This window comes from uncultured Draconibacterium sp., assembly GCF_913060805.1.
Taxonomy (GTDB): domain Bacteria; phylum Bacteroidota; class Bacteroidia; order Bacteroidales; family Prolixibacteraceae; genus Draconibacterium.
In genome coordinates, this window is record NZ_CAJXTC010000009.1 from 89,839 (window position 1) to 107,288 (window position 17,450).

Genomic DNA, 17,450 nt, shown 5'->3' on the forward strand with positions numbered 1-17,450 from the left:
AAATGAAGCCCGACACAAACTAAAGTTGTCGGGCAAACTCTTTTATCCAGCTTTTTAATGTTTCGCTAATTTCCGGATCTTTCAAGCCAAACTCGAGGTTGGTTTTCAGGAAACCCATTTTATCGCCAATGTCGTATCGTTTTCCGTCGAATTTTAAGCCAAACATCGGATGTTCTTTTACCATATCGCGCATGGCATCGGTCAACTGAATTTCGTTGTTTTTACCGGGAGTGGTGCTTTCCAGGTAGTCGAAAATCTCGGGTGTAAAAATATATCGGCTGGCAATCGCCAGGTTCGATGGCGCCTCTTCCTGCGATGGTTTCTCGATCCATCCGTTTGCTTTGTAAACATCGTCGGAAATAGGTGTCCCGTCAAGAATCCCATAGCGGCTTACCATTTCCGGCTCCACTTCTTCCATGGCAACAACTGAGCCTCCGTGTTCATTGTACACATCAATCAGTTGTCTGGTAATCGGGCCTTTTCCCTGAACGAGTGTGTCGCCCAAAAGAACGGCAAAAGGTTCGTTGCCCACGTGGTATTTTGCATGAAGTATCGCATCGCCCAAACCATTCATTTCTTTTTGCCAAACAAAATGAATGTTGGCCAGGTTGGAAATGCCTTTTAGTTTTTCCAGCATTTCGTAGTTGCCTTTTCTTTCCAACGATTCTTCAATAATCGGATTCCGGTCGAAATGTTCTTCAATGGCGCGTTTCCCTTTTCCTATGATCATTAGAATATCGGTTATCCCGCTGGCAACCGCTTCTTCAACAACATATTGAATAACGGGTGTGTCGATAATCGGGATCATTTCTTTAGGCTGCGATTTAGTGGCCGGCAAAAAACGGGTTCCGTAACCTGCTGCCGGTATAACTGCTTTTTTAATCATGTTCTAATTGTTTACGATATTGGGTTTAATCACTTCAATTCCTTTTCTGCTCAGGGTGTTGTGCAGGTTGTTAAACATTGTTCTGTCGGTGTAAGTGCCAATAATAGCTCCTCCCGATCCGGTGAATTTTGCACTGGCACCAACCGATCGGGCCAATTCTACCATTTCAATATTTCCTTTCGAGATATTGATTGTTTTTCGTCGCAGATCGAAATTCTCGTCTATAAGATCGTGCATGCTTTGGTAGTCGTTGTTGCCCAAAGCCACTTTAAAATCTTCGGTAATTTGTCCCCAGCGCAACATGGCTTGCAACACTTTTGGGTCACCAATTTCAAAGCGTGCTTTCAGGTTGTTGTGCACCACTTCGGTTCCTTCCGAAAGATTTTTACGATAGGCAATATAAAAGTGGGGGAAGTTTTTTACATCCAGTTCCTGATATTCGCCGTAACCACGACTTTCCATCAGGTCGCGGTCAAAATCCATACAAACCGGACATTCGTAGGCTTGCGCCACACGATCCTGCAAACCCGCAGCAATTCCCAATTCTTCCGTTTCAACGGCAAGAACAAGATTGGCAAAAACGGGTTTCGGAATTTTCACTTCGTAGAACATGCACAGTGCACGTAAACATGCTGTAATGATTGCACTCGAACCAGCCAATCCCAAACGAAACGGGATGTTCGATTTATAACGAATGGTAAAATTCCGGTCGTCGATTTTTATGTTGTTTGACTTACAGTACTCATAAAAAATCTTGATCATTGCCTTCAGTAAACGCATTCCTCCGTAGTATCCGGCAAGGTTTACGTCTTCAACCAATTCCTGTATGCTGTTGAAATTTGTACCATCTAAACGTTCAGGTAAAATCTGTAGCTCGGGTGTTTCGTAAAGCTGCACACGCGCCTCGAAATTGGAAAACAAAAAGGCAATTGTTTTTCCGAAATAGCCGTCGGAAGGATTACCAATTACTGCGGCTCTGGGGTATGAATATGTTTCGAAAATCATTCCGGTTATTTTTAGCAGGTAAAACTAATATTTTTTTATTCTTTGGCGAATATGATTTCTCGATGTGTAAAATGATCCTTGAAAGGTGGGATGTTATTTGATGAACCAGATACAAAAATTCCCGACAAACTTTGCCAGGAATTTTTTTGTATAATGGGTTCGGAAAATGTCTTTAAATCAGCACAATAATTACAGCAAATACCAACCCGGCAATGGCCACAATCACTCCTTTTCGTAATACTTTATTGGTTTTGGTATACATGAAAAATGCCGAAACCGAGAAGAACAGCAATGAAATACCAAAGAAAATATTCAGAAAGTACAAGGGCGAATTGGTAGTTGCTTTATGCAGTCTTTCCAGCTTCTGCAAAACAAAAGGAAGCTCTTTTACCGTGTAAGTTGCAACACCCGTTGTTTTGTCGTACGACCCTTGCGCAAATGTTATCGTGTTGGCATCTTCTTCCAAAACCTGCAGATTTCGTATAAAAAGTTTACCACCCAACTCCTCTGCCGGAACGTTTGCTCCAATCTCTCTCTCTGTAATTTTATCTTGTTTCAGAAAATCCGTTGTGCGGAAAATCATAATTGTGCCGCTTAGGGCATAAATTGTCATAATTCCGGCAAGGAAAAATCCAAGATACCGATGATAAACTCTAAACGTTTTGCTAATCTTGCTCATAAGCGTAACTCTTTTTTTTAATCATTAATAATTAATTATTTCCTGGTTTTAAAGTTGGTTGGTTCTGAATTTTGAGAATATGATACTTAAACTAAACGCAGCACCAATGGTTTAATCTGACTTATTATTTTTTCTTGATTTTACCCATTTTGTGAGCATGTCCGTGTAAATGGTAACCACTGTGAAACCGGCAAAAACGATAAAAAACCAGCCGACATTAACCAGCCGAACGCTTTGTCCTCTTCTAAAATCGCGTCCCTGACCCCGGCCTCTGAAATCGCCTCTTTCGCGAGTAACGGTTTGTGCACGGCTTTGGCGTAAACTATCGTTTTCAACACGGGCACCTCTTTCGGCAATTAGCCGTTGCCGCACACTGTCGGGCAGGTTCTCAAAACTCTGGCGCTCTCTGCCGCCAAAATCCTGTGGCCGTGCTCTGAAATCTCGTCCTCCGCGACCACCTCTCTCAAAACCACCACGACGGGCGTTTTGCATATCGTTTGTTTTAAATATCCAGATACTACGTTCGATAAAACGCAGTCGTGATAAGCCGTACAATGCCGCAATAACAATTGCCAGCGAAATTATTCCGTTGATGATCTTTCTGTTCATGATGCTACTTTTTTGAATTTAAAACGTAGTTGTACCCATTTCCAGTGCAGCCCCAGGTGAATGCCAAAAAGCGCCAGTGTTATGAACGATGAGCTGGTATGCATCACGCGCCAAAACATGCCGGAGCCTCCGAGGTTCATCCACGAAAAGTCGATGGTTCGGGCAATGGCAATTCCGCTCAGTATCATCAAAACCATTCCGGCAAGCAGTAATACGTCAAGAATATAATTCAATCGTGCACGGCCCGGCGAGCTCTTAAAAAAGCAAACCGTTACTTTTTTTATCCAGCTCCAGTTTAGTGCTTTGTGCAGAATAAAAAACAATCCAATTATCAGTCCTGCCCATTCATGGAATTCCAGTCCGTAAAACGACCGGGGATCCATTAACAGCAGCATTACTATCAGTAATAAAATGTTTAAAATCAATTTAAATCGGTTCATAGTTTTATAGTCTAAAAGTGTGTGTATATTTCAATAAAATCGTTTGCGAAAGAAATCCCGGAGGAGTGGGCGTTAAGTCTTTTTTATCGGCAAAACGTGTATCGTTCAGCACCAGGTAAAGATCGTTTCCGTCGCGCGGATTGTAGCGAAGCCGGAAGTTCGATAGTACAATGTTTTCCAGCTCGTTGTATTGCATGTACGCGCTCATCGATAATTTGGTATTCAGCATGTAAGTGGCTTTTAAACGCGCCAGGTTATTGGTGAATTCCTGGTTAGTTTCATCAAAACGCACCTTGTCGAATTTGTAGAATGCTGATAGTTGAAAACTGGATGAAATATTGAAGTCGGTTTCCAGATCGATTGCAAACTGGTTACCATCGTAAAATCCGCCACCGTCGATACCGAAATTTGCAACAATCTTTTTAGTTCGTGGCGTGTTAAAATGCGAGCGAAATGCCCAATACGAATAATCTCCCTGTTCAACAATTATACCGCCCGGCAATTCAAAATCAAAAGGAACTCCTTCCTTATTATAGCCAGGACTTATAAACATCCCAATTCCGTTTTTCAGGTCCATTTTAAATTGCGGTGCCAATTCCATGTTTTCAACTTTCCCGTCTTCCATTCGGCTTTTTATGCTGAAATCTCCTTCGAAAGAATATTTGAAAATCGGGGATTTTTCATCAGCTATCCAGCCATAGCCTGTGCTGGCGCGGACTTCGTGAACATTGTTGATAAAAACAAAACCCGATTTGGGATCGAAATTTTCACCCCAGTAAGCATATTTCGCTTCGTATAGGAATCCGGCTTCTGAACGACGGTTAAGCTCTAACGAGAAAAAAGTTGGATCCATAGAAAACACTTTTGTATCCATGGATTTATCCTGCGATTGTGCCAGTTTTACGGTAATGTAATCTACATCGGTGTACTTAAAAATACCATCAAAACCGTAAGCGATATTGTAACTGCCATCGAACCCGAGACGGGTTGTCATCATTCCTCCAACGTATGAATTTTCGTTAATTACCTGTCTTCTCAATCGGGCAACACCAAAGTTTTCCGATGGTGTTTCCTCAAAATCGGCCGTATTCATATCCAGAAAACCAACGTCCCATTTTCCAACTCTTCCCACCATTCGCACTCCACCGTAAATAGTTACCGGCTCGCCTTGTGCAATACCAATATTACGACTGTAAAACAGGTTTTGCGGGCCACCCAGTTCGTAACTGAAAATACCCGAACGTTCCTGGAAGAAAAGCCTTTTCTCGGGGAAAAACAGCGAGTAACGTGTAAGATTAACTTGTTCATCGTCTGCTTCCACCTGGGCAAAATCGGTATTCACTGTAAAGTCAAGCGTTAGGTTGTTGTTGAGGTTATATTTTACATCTAAACCGCCGGTAAGTTCCGGATCATCCGTTTTTTCGTAATCCGTTTCGTTTTCATTCAGTTCGTTCATCCGTGTGGTTCCTGCCAATACATATGGCGATATATAAACCGGATTACGAGGATTAATATCTTCAAAAACAATGGTTTTCGCCAGCGATGGTCGGGTGTTGGCGCCGCGGCCGTATTTTGTGTCGATAGGCGGGAAGGTGTTAATCTCGTTCAGGTGACTGATACTACGGTTAACGATCAAACCCATTTTGGTGATGCCGTTTTTACTCTGAAAACGTAAGCTTGAAAACGGGATGCGCATCTCAACATGCCAGGCTTCGTTTGTGGTCGTGGTTTTTACATCCCAGTAAGAGTTCCAGGTGTAATTTTTCGAGCTCATTCCGGGACCGGGGCCGCCACCTTCGCCATCATTCGAAACCGAATAGTCAATTTTCAGTCCCGATGGCATGGTGAAAAAGGCCAACGCATTTTCATTGTCGTCGTATGAGTCGAGCAGAATCCCGAACGCATCCGAGTTTTCCGATTCCTCGTCTCGTTTTTTACTGGTTGATACAATGTTGTCAACATCGTTGTAATACAAAATTGCACCCACCCACAAATAATCGTTGTCGAAAGTGAGGTAGACCTGGCTTTGTTCCGTTGGTGCATTGTTAAAAACAGGAAAATGCATGGTTAGCGGAAATTGCTGACTTAGTTTCCAGGCCGGTTCATTTACCAGTCCGTCAAATTCAATTTCGCCTGTCAGCGGTTTAATGCCCACTTCGTCTTGCGCCTGAAGAGCGTGAATAGATACAATAACGAAGAGGTTCAACAAAATCATAAAACGAATCAGATTTTTCATAAGGTTATTGGTTGAATTGATTTTCTACGTTTGGCTTTTTGACTTGAAAAAAATGATTTGGATTAATCTACACTTGTTGAGATAGTTATGGAAAAACGAGGCAAAGAATCATATGTTCGAAATAATAAGTAATTTGGGTAATTATATCCGTAATTCGGATAGGTTATTGAATAAAATCATCGCCATCTTTGTTATACTATAATTTGGGCTTTTAAGCTTTTATTTGATTATGAAGAAAACACTAGGAATACTGGGAGCAATCGTTTTATTAATTACTTTAACAACCATGATTACAGTTCGACAGAAAAAATTTGGACAAACACCACGCGGCGAGCGCTTAGAACGCATAAAAAAGTCGCCAAATTACCGTGATGGGGAATTTAAAAACTTCAGCGAAACACCAACAATTACTGCTGATAAAAGCAGAATGCAGGTGATGTTCGATTTTATGACCAGAAAGAAAATAAGGTTAACGCCGGAAGATGAAATTCCAACGATAAAAACCGACATAAAATCAATTAATCCGGAGGAAGATTTTGTGCTTTGGTTTGGGCACTCCTCGTACTTTATTAAAGTGAACAGGAAGACATTTTTAATCGATCCGGTATTTAGCGATTATGGTTCGCCGTTTCCGTTTATCAACAAAATTTTTGAAGGGACCGATGTTTACCATGCTGAAGATTTGCCGGCCATTGATTACCTGGTAATCACGCACGATCACTGGGATCACCTGGATTACAATACGGTAATGAATTTAAAGCCAAAAATAGCGCGTATTATCTGTGGATTAGGCATTGGTCAGCATTTTGAATTCTGGGGATTTGATCCGTCGATGATTAGCGAACTCGACTGGTTTGAAGGAGTTGAATTAGCCGATGGGTGGAAGATGACAGCCACTCCCGCACGACATTTCTCGGGCCGGGGATTAAAAGGAAACCAGACCTTGTGGGTGTCGTTTGTTTTAAAAACACCCGCGTATAATTTATTTTTAGGTGGCGATGGAGGATATGACACGCACTTTGCCGAAATCGGAGCCAAATTAGGACCATTCGATTTGGCTATCCTGGAACAAGGGCAGTACGATAAAAACTGGAACTTAATCCATACCATGCCCGAGCAGGTTTTTAAAATTGCCGGAGAATTGAAAACCAAAAAAATATTCCCGGTTCATAACTCAAAGTTTGCACTGGCCAATCATCCGTGGGATGAACCATTGAATAAAATAACTGAAAACCATGCTGATTCAGGCATTTCGGTTCTTACGCCAAAAATAGGGGAGCCAATATTTCTGAAAGACAGCACACAAACATTCAGTAAGTGGTGGACGGAATTGAATTGATTCGGAAGGAAAGATAAAAAAGCATCCAGCAATAAGTTGGATGCTTTTTTTATATATGCGAATTAGTTAGTCTATCTCAAATTCTTAGAAGGAATATTATATACCGCTAATCCTGCAACTACCAGCGGAATTGAAAAGATAATGAACAGAGTAGAGATGGATAGTTGCATATCGGAAAGGATACCAAAAATTGCAGGTCCTACGATAGCACCAAAACGTCCGGCACCCGTTGCCCAGCCAATTCCTGTTGTTCGCACTTCAGGAGCGTAAACGCGGGTTGTAGCCGGCCAAAAACCATTAAACCCACCTTGCACGAAAATCCCGATCAGGAAAGTAATAATAAACATTAAGGCATTGCTGAGCGGTAAATTACCATAGGCTACCATAATTGCAAACGCAATAATGAAAAAGGTGAAAATGAGTTTGCGTAATTTGAATTTTGCCGCCAGCCAGCCAATTCCGGTACTTCCAATAAATGCACCAACATTTAATGCTGTTCCTACGTAAGTCGCCATTTTAAATGGCATTCCCGCATCGGTGGCAATACTTGGCACCCAGCTGATAAGTGTATACAAGGTCATAAACCCAAAAAAGATTCCTATCCACAAACGAATGGTCGAAAATTTATATTCTTTGTTGAATAAAGTTTTTACACTGGCCGGTTCTGAAACAGTGATCTGCGGAAGCCGATCAATCTCATCGTAGCCGATTCTTCTGAGTATTTTATTTACTTTTTGCAGTGCATTTTTAGGTTGTCTGATCAGCAGGTATTCAATAGATTCGGGCATGAATAATATAACCATAACCAACATGGCTGCAGAAATCAATCCCGCTGCGAGGTATGAAAAACGCCACCCGAATTCGGGAACTGCCCAGGCGGTAAAAAAGCCCATGAAAATAGCCCCGATAGGATATCCGGCCTGCACAAATCCAACCGACAAATCTCTTCGGTAGTTGTTTGAGAATTCTGCTGCAATAGCCGCCATTGTGGGTAGCAAACCACCGATTCCCAATCCGGCAAATAAGCGTAAAACCAACAGTTGGTAGTAGTCGGTTACCAACGACGATAAAATCATGGCAACAGCCTCAACGGCAACGGCATATATAAATAACTTGCGTCGTCCAATGCGGTCGGCGATGGGCGCAACAAAAAGGCAACCCAATGTCATTCCAGCCAAACCGGCACTGTAAATGTAACCTTGCATCGCTTTGGTTAATCCCCATTCAGCCAGAATTTCCGATCCGGTGTACGACACCACCATCACATCAATTCCGTCGTTCATGTTTAAAATGAAACACATAATAACTACCAGCACCTGGAAAGGCGCCATTGCTTTATGTGCGATGATTTGCGTTATATTTTCGTGTGAGAATTGGTTTGATTCGTTAGTCTTGCTCATTTTGTTGGTTTCTTTATTCGGAGATCGTAACTACTATCTTACTTTCATGTCCTTTTACTGCTTCGCTTAGTGCTTCATGCAAATTGGTAAGCGGGTAATATTTTGAAACAATGAAGCCGGGATCGATAACCTTGTTTTCAATCAAACGGATACAACGTTTAAAGTCAAACGGATGATCGTAAATCAGCGATGGAATGATGTGGTTTCCTTTTCTGGAGATTAAGCGTGGATTAAAGGCTGAACCTTCTTCCGAAAGCCCCAGTAAAATAACGTCAACACCGCGAGGAACCGATTGGATAGCCAGTGCAGCAGATTGTTCAGAGCCGGCACATTCAAAAACGGCAGCCACTTCTTCATCATGAAAAACAGTTTCATAAATTTCGGCAGTTTCCTTTAGCGAATTTCCTCCTTTTACATAGTGAGCACCCATTTCAACCGCTTTTTTGATCTTGTCTTCAACCAATTCGGCAACCAAAACTTTATAGCCCAGCGACAATGCTATGTGGGTAAGCAACATACCAATTGCCCCAAGACCAATAACGGCAATGGTGTCGCCCGGTTTGGCTTTCGATCGGTTTAAAGCTGCCAACCCAACTGTTGTAGGTTCAATTGCAACAGCATTAAGTTCCGAAATTGAATCGGGTAGCTTATGAATTATATTATCCGGAAGACAGATGTATTCCGCAAAACAACCTGTTTCATTTACTCCAATTATTCTTTTGTTCCGGCACACGTTTCCTTTGCCACTCCAGCATTCCGGGCAATGCAAACACGGAACATTGGGCTCGATTACCACGCGCTCTCCAACTCTCGATGATGAAACTCCTTCGCCAACTTTCTCGATAACGCCAATTCCTTCGTGACCGATCGTCAGCGGACTGTCGAGCCGGTGTCCATTTTTAAACATGTGAATATCGGAACCACAGATTCCAACCATGGTTAAACGGATTAAAACTTCGCCATTTTTTGGCTCGGGCACGGGAGATTCGGACAACTGAATATTGTTCGGTTCTGTAAGATAGGTCTGTAGCATAAACAATTTACTTTCGATTAAAACAAGTGCTCAAAATTTATACTGGTTTAGTTGAGTTTAGTCGTAATATGAAAAATTTTGGACCATAAAACTATAAAATAATTCGTGATAGCAAGATTTTTATTTTACTTTGAAAGTTAAGTGCGGTAAAAACTAACAAATTGGAATACAAGCTTAACTTTAAACTTGAAAAATCAACTGGTTTTTATTTGCCACACTCATGGCTTTTTGAATAAAAAGCGATTATAAACCAGAAATAAGACAAATAACTAAACTTTTACATATGAAACGCGCGAATCAATTTGTATTGATCCTTACAGCTTTTATGCTGTTTTTTTCCTGCACACAGGTAAGCAACGAAAGTAATCAAGAAGATTCTTTAGCAACCAAAACAGCTCCGGCCTGGACAATCGACGATGTTCCGGTTGCAGCCGGCGTTGTGATGGTAAACCGTTATCCGAAAACAAAAATTAGTTTCCCCGGCGGAGTTATCGGGTACCAGGATCTGGTTTATCAACAGATTTCGGGTTACCGCCCGCAGCGACTTGATATGTACCTTCCTGCAGATACAACCACTACGCATCCGTTGATCATGTATATTCATGGTGGTGGCTGGCAGAACGGACATTCGCGCAATTCCGGCGCTTTTGATAACTGGCCGGCTACATTGGCGATGTTGGCTTCGCGAGGATATGTGGTTACATCCATCAATTATCGTTTGGGCGGGGAAGAGAAATTTCCGGCAGCTATTCAGGATGTAAAAACAGCCATTCGTTGGTTACGTGCAAATGCCGGCGAGTATGGAATCGATAAGGATAAATTTATGGTTTGGGGCGCTTCAGCAGGTGGTCATTTGGCTGCACTGGCCGGAACTTCTGCCGGAGTAGAAGAACTGGAGCCTGTTAATTTACCCGAAGAACTGGCAGCAGAGTCCGACAAAGTTCAGGCAACGGTTTGCTGGTACGGAATTTTCGATCTCACCGGAATGGGTGAGGGGGGCGGTCCCGGCGGATATTTTGCCGGTACCACAAAGTTGGCCAGTCCGGTAAACTATGTCGACGAAACCGATGGTGCTTTCCTGCTTATTCACGGATCGGAAGATCCTGTAATTCCTTACCAGCAGTCGATTGATTTTAATGAGCTGCTGACTTCCAATAACCTGAAATCGAGTGTCCACATCATTCCCGGCGTGGCACACAGTTTTATTGGCGAAAGTGCCGAGAGTACAAAAGGCGCCAGCATTGAGGCGCTGCAAATGGTTATGGATTTTGTGGATGACGTTTTTAATCAAATTAATAACTAATTAACTTTTTAGCATAGATGAAAAACCTTACTAAACTGATCGCCTTATTTGCATTCGCAATTTTGTGTTTCCCTACTGATGCACAACCCGGATTTGGAGGTCCGGGAGAAGATGTGATAAGGGTATTTACACCGAAATCGCTGGATAAAATTGCTCCACCGGACTATGATTTTCAGCGAGCCAATAAATTGCCTTTAACAGGTTATCTTGAAAAATCGTTTGATATAAACGGACAAAGCCGCACTGCTAAGTTTTATATTTCGTCGGTGGCTCCCGTTCGCCCGTTTTTCACTGTAATTGCAGTTCCTGAAAAGGTAAATACCACCGAGTTTTTGGTGGCAAGTGGCTGGCTCGATCTGGTTGAAAAGAATGAAGAATGTTTGGTTCTGCTGGAAGCTGGTAACGATGGCTGGGGAGATGTAAATTCTGAGAAACAGTATATTGATTCGGTAATGACATTTTATTCGGGTAACACCTATTTTTCAACGTTCGGAATTAACTATTTGCTGGGCTTTGATGGGGGAGGTTCGGCACTGGAAGCCTGGTCTGCAGAAAATCCATTGAAAGTAATCAGCCAGGTTTTTATCAATACCGAAAGTCAACGAGATGATTTTTATGAGACACAAGCCAGCAAGTTTATGGATGGAAATTCGTCGGGTTATAAGGCGATTGAAATTCCGGAAGATCTTCTTATCGCGCATAACGAGATTCCGATTCCAACATTGTTTGTCAATTCTGATTTAAGCAAGGTGGAAACCTGTATGGAATACTGGTGCGATGTGAATGATGTATATTCAATCTCTTCTTCGAACGACGACGAATTGTGGGGTGCCAAAGTTTATCCTCAGGCAGAAAATTCAAAAGCATGGGCAACGGCATATTCTGGTCCGGTTTCAAAAGTGGCAACTCTGGAAAGTAAGGTTGATGTTCTCGATCCGAATCTCAATAAGATGATGCATGAATTTCTATCTGAATTCGTTGCTTACGACAATACCACCGCTTATGGTAGACATTTGGCGCTTCGAAAACCTTATGGCGAAATTCGGAATATGCTGGTAAAAGATGAATTGCGCGAATTTCAGGTCTACGTGCCTGAGTCAGCAGCAAAAATGTGGCCGGAGGGAGCGCCTGTAGTTTTTGTTTTTCCGGGAAACAGTCAGACTGACAAAGTCTTTTTTCACAATACGCTTTGGTGGAAAGTTGCCGATCAGGAAGGATGTATTCTGGTGATAATTTGCGAAACATACAGCAATAATTCTGTTTCTGTAAGTCATGCAAATACCGGATTGTTTTACGAGCAACTGGCGGATTACATGAAAAAATATTATCCCGTTGATGCTACCCGGTTTTATGCCACCGGGCAATCGGCCGGAAGTTTTGCAGTTCAGGGATTCGGAATCACCAATCCGGAATATTTTGCTGCCATTGCTTCAACATCGGGTTTAAGTTCGGTTAGTAACGAACCCGGTTTTGGCCGAACTTCGGTTGAAGATGCATCCTATAAAACCATTCCAAACTATTGTATCATTGGTGAGGGCGACATTGAAATGATGACCGGAACACTTTGGGACGATACTGAGAATATGTTGGACGCTTGGGCAGAATATTATCTAAAAGCCAATAAGCTAGGTTCAGTGGGCGACGGTTCAAACATGGAAAAAGACGGTCGTTTTTACACCTGGACCTGGAAGAACGATCAGGATATTCCGCTTTTTAAAGTGGGCCGCACCATGTATCGAGCGCATAATTCTATTCCGGCAGAAATGCCGCGCTTGTGGGATTTTTTGAAACACTGGTCGTTAAAAGATGGCGTTCGGTATTACGATGGTGTTGCGGTGAAATAATCATGGTTGTAAATTATAGATGTTGATTTTCAGTAGTTTGAAGAGAATTTATTGGTTCAGTTTTGGTGGAAATCTCCATCAATTTTCGTAAATTGAATAGGAAACCAAAAATTGATTTAAACTCGCCAGGCATAATCATCTGAATGTTTTAATGCAGCGAGTTTATTAAACTACATGAAATGAGGTTCATCATCGTATCTCTGTTTCTTTCATTTCTGAGTTTTACCCAGTGGAACGCTTGTGCCCAATCGCAGTCATTAAGTTTCTCTTCAAACTATCTTTTTGCACCAATCAATAACACTCAAAAGGTTCAGCACCAATTAAGTCTTTATGCTTATGGAAATTCAAGTGTCACCTATCTCAAATCTAACCATATTAATGCGGTAAACTCCTATTCCGGTTTGACATCCTCAACATACGCCTCCGAGAGAACAAGCGCTGAGAACGGGGCAATATTGGGCGGATTAGCCGGATTTTTAGCTGGAGGAGTTGTTGGAGGTCTCGCGAATCCTGAAACGAATCTTGCAGTATCGGCTATTGCTTTGATTTTAAATGACGAAGAGGAGAATGAAGTTATGGAAGAGCAGGTTCCGTACATCATTATTGGAACTCTGGTTGGAGTTGGAATAGGAGCTCTCATTGGAAAGAGAAGGAACAGAGTAACAATTCATGACAGAGAATATCTTATTGACTTTCAACCGGTATTTGCATCAGTTCCAACTTCTACAAATAACATGGTTCTTGGCTTAAATATCTCGTTTCGTTACTGAGAATACTTTATTCGCAGAGGTATGTGAAGTTGTTCATTTTAACTTATCGCGAAGAATAATTCCAAAAGTAATAGATTCACGCACACTTCAGATTTTCTTCAGAATTAGTAACTATGTTTGTTCGGTTGGAAAGTAAAATGCTCTGGTGCTCTGAAGGTTGTAGAACATTGGAAGGTGGAGTTACGAAACAAAAAAAATGTTCGGTTGTTTTATGTCTGGAAACCATAAACATATGTTTTAAAATTTTGTGATGAAGTATTTTTTATTGATTCTCTTGTTTAGCGGATTGTTGTTTTTCTCGTTTTTGGGAGGAACAAGTGTTTTTCAGGTGGCAGAAGCACGAAATGCCGAATGTGCACGCGAGATGATGGAAAACAAAGAGTGGGTGGTGCCAACTTTTAATGGCGAACTACGCACCGATAAACCTGCGCTGGAATACTACGGAATGATGGCCGGCTACAAACTCTTTGGTATAAATGAAGGAGGTGCCCGTTTTTTTTCGGCTTTGTGCGGATTACTGGTGGTGCTGGCTACTTTTTGGATGGCACGCCGCCATTGGAGCGAAAAAGCTGCCTGGTGGGCTTCGCTAACCATGCTGGCATCAATGCACTTTATTATACAATTCCGTTTGGCCACACCCGATCCTTACCTCATTCTTTGTCACACACTTTCTATTTACTTCTTTTACGAAGGATGGCATTCACGTCGCTGGAAGTGGTTTGCTTTGATGTATATTTTCCTGGGATTGGGGATTTTTGCCAAAGGTCCGGTTGGCCTGTTATTGCCGGGATTGACCTTCCTGCTTTTTATGCTGGTTACAAAAACACTTACCCGGAAACGACTGGTGGAGCTAAAACCCTGGTGGGGAGTTTTGCTGGTTGCAGCTGTAGCTTTACCATGGTATTACGCCGTGCATTTAAAAACAGGTGGGGAATGGACACGAGTATTCTTTTTTGAGCACAATTTAAATCGTTTTGATGCGGGATTAAAAGGGCATCATGGATCGTTCGTAATGCCAGTAGTATTCGTATTGGCCGGATTGCTGCCGTTTTCGGTGTTTGCCATTCGTGCTTTCAAAGAAACCTGGCGCCAGCGAAAAAGTAATCCGTTGATGGTTTTGGCCGCTTTATCCACATTAGTTGTAATCGGTTTTTACGCTGTTTCGCAAACGAAGTTGATCAATTATACATCGCCGGCTTATCCCTTTTTGAGTTTGTTGATAGGTAGTACTATTGCCCGCCTAACTGCAGATAAGGTATCGTTTCGAAAATTGCGCATCGAAATTTATATCATAGTGCTTTTAACCATTGTGTTGCCCGTGGCTGTATTCTTTTTTGCAAGAAATACGTCGCCCCTGCAAAATGTCGGGTGGATTGCATGGTTCCTGTTTTTACTGCCTGTAGGTGGAATTATTGCCCTCGTATTACGAAAAAGATCAACACAATACGGGCTGTGCGCTATTGCCGCCGCTTTTATGGTAACAACCTTTATTATCTTTTGGAAACCGTTTCAGGTGATGGATGATCAGTCGCCGGTTCAAAAATACGAGGCCATGGTAAGTGCTCATAAAGAAGTAGTTGCCTACAAAGATTTCGACCATGCATTTGCCTTTTATGCTAAAAAACGAATTCCGGTTTTTCAACAAGAAAAGCAACTGGAAGATTATTTGGCCCATCATGATAATGTGTTGGTACTGAGTCGAGATCGCGATCTGAGCTACATGGAAAAAATTCCTAACCTGGAGCTTATTGGTGTCCAGCATGACTTGTTTAGCGGACGTTCAACCGGAGTTTATCACGAGCGTTAAACTGAATTTCGAAACAACTTATTCATTATTTCTTCATCTTTTTAAACCACATGTATTCGCCTTTGTGGTAATACTGGTCTTTTAGTTCCGGATTTTGCTCCAATTCGTCAGATGTGTATGGTTTGTGAGGAACAAGAACATCGTCGCCGGGTTGCCAGTTCATTGGTGTAAGCACATTCTCTTTTTGGGTTAGCTGCAAGGCTTCAACGGTTCGCAGTATTTCATCCATATTTCGTCCCACATTCATCGGGTAAAAAGATATGGCCTGAATAATATTGTCCGGATCGATAATAAATACACCTCTAACATCTCTTTTATCATTTATCGAATGATGTAACATGCCGTACTTTTTCGAAACTTCGCCCGAAAGATCAGCCACAATTGGGTACTCAATTTTTGTGGCATTGTTTTCGTCACTAAGCACCCTTTCCATAAATTCTTTCCACAAGAGGTGCCTGTCAAGTTCATCGATTGAAACAACGGCCACTTTCACTCCCAGTGCATCCAGCTTTTCCTGGTTACGCGCCAAACCACACAATTCAGAGGTACAAACGGCTGTAAAATCAAGCGGATGGCTAAATAATATTTTCCAGTTGGTGCCAAAATCCTCCGGAAAGTTCAGAGTTCCATTTGTTGATTTTTCGGTAAACGAAGGTGCTTTATCTCCAATAAGTGGGATGCTTGTTCCTTTTGACCAGCCAGTTATCGAAATAAGTACAATCAGAAAAGTTAATGCAAGTTGTTTCATAATTTCAGCAATAAATTGTTTTAAAAAGTTTACACATTGATTGTGTTACTAGTCAATAACATATTTATGAAATGAAGGTTTGTTAACGGGGTGTTATTTTCTATAATTGTTGACTATCAGTGTGTTATTTTGTAACTTGTTTAGTAAACCAAAAATTAACGGCTATAAAAAAGTTTTTCGTCACCGGATTATTTTTTCTGTTGCTGGTTGTTGCCGGCAATGCACAGCGAACTTACTCTGTAAAAAATCTTCGACAACTTTCGAATGAGGAGCTTAACCTGTATTATCACAAAGCGATGAACCTGGAGCGAATGGGTGAAACTTTATCTTTAGCGGGCGCTGCGGCAGGATTAGTAGGAGTTTTGGGCGGAGCAGTTTTAAACGACGATTGTTCGTCGGCAGGTTCAAGTGTATTGTGCGCAACAGCTGCCACATTGATGGCTGGGGGAGTAGCCGCCACCATAATCGGATTTACGATGTATATGACGGGAATATCGCGTCTCGACAGAATTAGAAGTGTTCAGTTCTCCGATTCCTTTCAGCTGGAGTTAATTCCGGGTGGATTCTATTGCTCACATCCACAAAACTACCCAAGCGGAATAACGCTCCGAATTACCTTTTAAAGAAAGGGGATTTTCATTCGGACAGAACTACGTTATTGATTATTTATGATGTCGTTAAATTGATCGACCGGCAATATCCGTGGTTGATAATCAATACCTCTTTTGTTCAGATCGCTAACAAAAGCCCTGAGGTGATTCTCCGATCCGCTAATCAGGTTTTCGTAAACCTGTACAATGTTCGGAACATCGCTTGCCTCCATTAAAATAGCAATGTCTTCAATATCCGTTTCTTCAATAAGCGCTCCAACGACCAGCGCTGAATCCAGGTTGTTATCTCCCAATATCATCAAATCATCAAAAAGGCTAGCCAGCGCTGGATCTTCAAACTCCCCAATGATATCGATAAACGGATCACGAAGATCGTAGTAATTTAGTAACCTCAAAATAGCGTCGGTATGCACCTGCTCGCTTTGCGAGATATTATTGAAAACCTGGTGCTCATACTTCGCGTACAAAACGAGGTAAGCATCGCGTGCCAGTTTTTCTTCTTCCCGCATAAAAATTAATCCAGTACTATCAATTTCTGTTAAAGCCAAAATCTCTAACAGCGCACCGGTTTTTAACGACTCTTCTTCCGTTTTGTCGGAAATCGAAAGGTCTTCATCCTTTTGACTATCAGTGCATGCCGAAAGCATTAGTACGATAGCCAGGATGGCAATTTTAAATAACAAATGTTGTGTTTTCATGACATGTATTTTTAGTTATTACCGATTTAATCAACTGCAGCC

General features: G+C 41.9%; 16 protein-coding genes. 6 read left to right on the plus strand and 10 right to left on the minus strand.

Features of this window, described 5'->3' with window-relative positions:
* Positions 1-19: 19 nt before the first annotated feature.
* From galU to QZ576_RS07485, 6 genes are all read right to left on the minus strand, one after another.
* A complete protein-coding gene (gene galU, locus QZ576_RS07460) occupies positions 20-886 on the minus strand; it encodes a UTP--glucose-1-phosphate uridylyltransferase GalU (protein WP_297095642.1) in 867 nt (288 codons plus the stop codon).
* A gap of 3 nt (positions 887-889) precedes the next feature.
* Positions 890-1,891 (minus strand): hypothetical protein, encoded by a 1,002-nt coding sequence (locus QZ576_RS07465; protein ID WP_297095645.1) that lies wholly within the window; start codon positions 1,889-1,891, stop codon positions 890-892.
* Between the two features lie 172 nt (positions 1,892-2,063).
* Complete coding sequence (locus QZ576_RS07470; protein WP_297095647.1) at positions 2,064-2,570, minus strand: hypothetical protein; 507 nt, start codon at positions 2,568-2,570, stop codon at positions 2,064-2,066.
* Positions 2,571-2,681: 111 nt separating this feature from the next.
* Entirely contained in the window at positions 2,682-3,179 is a 498-nt protein-coding gene (locus QZ576_RS07475) for a hypothetical protein (RefSeq protein WP_297095649.1), read from the minus strand.
* Positions 3,176-3,619 carry a DUF4405 domain-containing protein gene (locus QZ576_RS07480; protein WP_297095651.1) on the minus strand — a complete coding sequence of 148 codons (444 nt, stop codon included), beginning with the start codon at positions 3,617-3,619 and terminating at the stop codon, positions 3,176-3,178. Before QZ576_RS07480 ends, QZ576_RS07475 begins: the two co-directional genes overlap by 4 nt.
* Positions 3,620-3,623: 4 nt before the next feature.
* Entirely contained in the window at positions 3,624-5,855 is a 2,232-nt protein-coding gene (locus tag QZ576_RS07485; protein WP_297095653.1) for a DUF5916 domain-containing protein, read from the minus strand.
* A 229-nt stretch (positions 5,856-6,084) separates the two neighbouring features.
* Here QZ576_RS07485 and QZ576_RS07490 point away from each other — a divergent pair, with 229 nt between their 5' ends.
* A complete protein-coding gene (locus QZ576_RS07490; RefSeq protein ID WP_297095656.1) occupies positions 6,085-7,194 on the plus strand; it encodes an MBL fold metallo-hydrolase in 1,110 nt (369 codons plus the stop codon).
* Positions 7,195-7,265: 71 nt separating this feature from the next.
* Here the strand turns inward: QZ576_RS07490 and QZ576_RS07495 are convergent, their stop codons facing one another.
* Together QZ576_RS07495 and QZ576_RS07500 are read right to left on the minus strand one after the other, a co-directional pair.
* Positions 7,266-8,594, minus strand: a complete 1,329-nt coding sequence (locus tag QZ576_RS07495) for an MFS transporter (protein ID WP_297095658.1) — start codon at positions 8,592-8,594, stop codon at positions 7,266-7,268.
* 13 nt (positions 8,595-8,607) lie between these two features.
* On the minus strand, positions 8,608-9,627 hold the full coding sequence (locus tag QZ576_RS07500; protein ID WP_297095660.1) for an alcohol dehydrogenase catalytic domain-containing protein: 1,020 nt from the start codon (positions 9,625-9,627) through the stop codon (positions 8,608-8,610).
* A gap of 283 nt (positions 9,628-9,910) precedes the next feature.
* Between QZ576_RS07500 and QZ576_RS07505 the strand changes: the two genes are divergently transcribed.
* From QZ576_RS07505 to QZ576_RS07520, 4 genes are all read left to right on the plus strand, one after another.
* Positions 9,911-10,930: an alpha/beta hydrolase gene (locus QZ576_RS07505; RefSeq protein WP_297095661.1), complete on the plus strand. Its 1,020-nt coding sequence runs from the start codon at positions 9,911-9,913 to the stop codon at positions 10,928-10,930.
* A gap of 17 nt (positions 10,931-10,947) precedes the next feature.
* On the plus strand, positions 10,948-12,774 hold the full coding sequence (locus QZ576_RS07510; protein WP_297095663.1) for a hypothetical protein: 1,827 nt from the start codon (positions 10,948-10,950) through the stop codon (positions 12,772-12,774).
* Between the two features lie 179 nt (positions 12,775-12,953).
* The gene (locus QZ576_RS07515) at positions 12,954-13,544 is read left to right on the plus strand and encodes a hypothetical protein (RefSeq protein ID WP_297095665.1); all 591 of its coding nucleotides are present in this window, start codon (positions 12,954-12,956) and stop codon (positions 13,542-13,544) included.
* 250 nt (positions 13,545-13,794) lie between these two features.
* Entirely contained in the window at positions 13,795-15,351 is a 1,557-nt protein-coding gene (locus QZ576_RS07520) for a glycosyltransferase family 39 protein (protein ID WP_297095667.1), read from the plus strand.
* A gap of 25 nt (positions 15,352-15,376) precedes the next feature.
* Here QZ576_RS07520 and QZ576_RS07525 read toward each other — a convergent pair whose 3' ends face one another.
* Positions 15,377-16,099 carry a peroxiredoxin gene (locus tag QZ576_RS07525; RefSeq protein WP_297095668.1) on the minus strand — a complete coding sequence of 241 codons (723 nt, stop codon included), beginning with the start codon at positions 16,097-16,099 and terminating at the stop codon, positions 15,377-15,379.
* Between the two features lie 119 nt (positions 16,100-16,218).
* Between QZ576_RS07525 and QZ576_RS07530 the strand changes: the two genes are divergently transcribed.
* Positions 16,219-16,722 (plus strand): hypothetical protein, encoded by a 504-nt coding sequence (locus QZ576_RS07530; protein WP_297095669.1) that lies wholly within the window; start codon positions 16,219-16,221, stop codon positions 16,720-16,722.
* Between the two features lie 32 nt (positions 16,723-16,754).
* On the opposite strand, the gene QZ576_RS07535 is transcribed toward QZ576_RS07530, so the two are convergent.
* Positions 16,755-17,408 carry a DUF2202 domain-containing protein gene (locus QZ576_RS07535; protein ID WP_297095670.1) on the minus strand — a complete coding sequence of 218 codons (654 nt, stop codon included), beginning with the start codon at positions 17,406-17,408 and terminating at the stop codon, positions 16,755-16,757.
* Between the last annotated feature and the right edge of the window lie 42 nt (positions 17,409-17,450).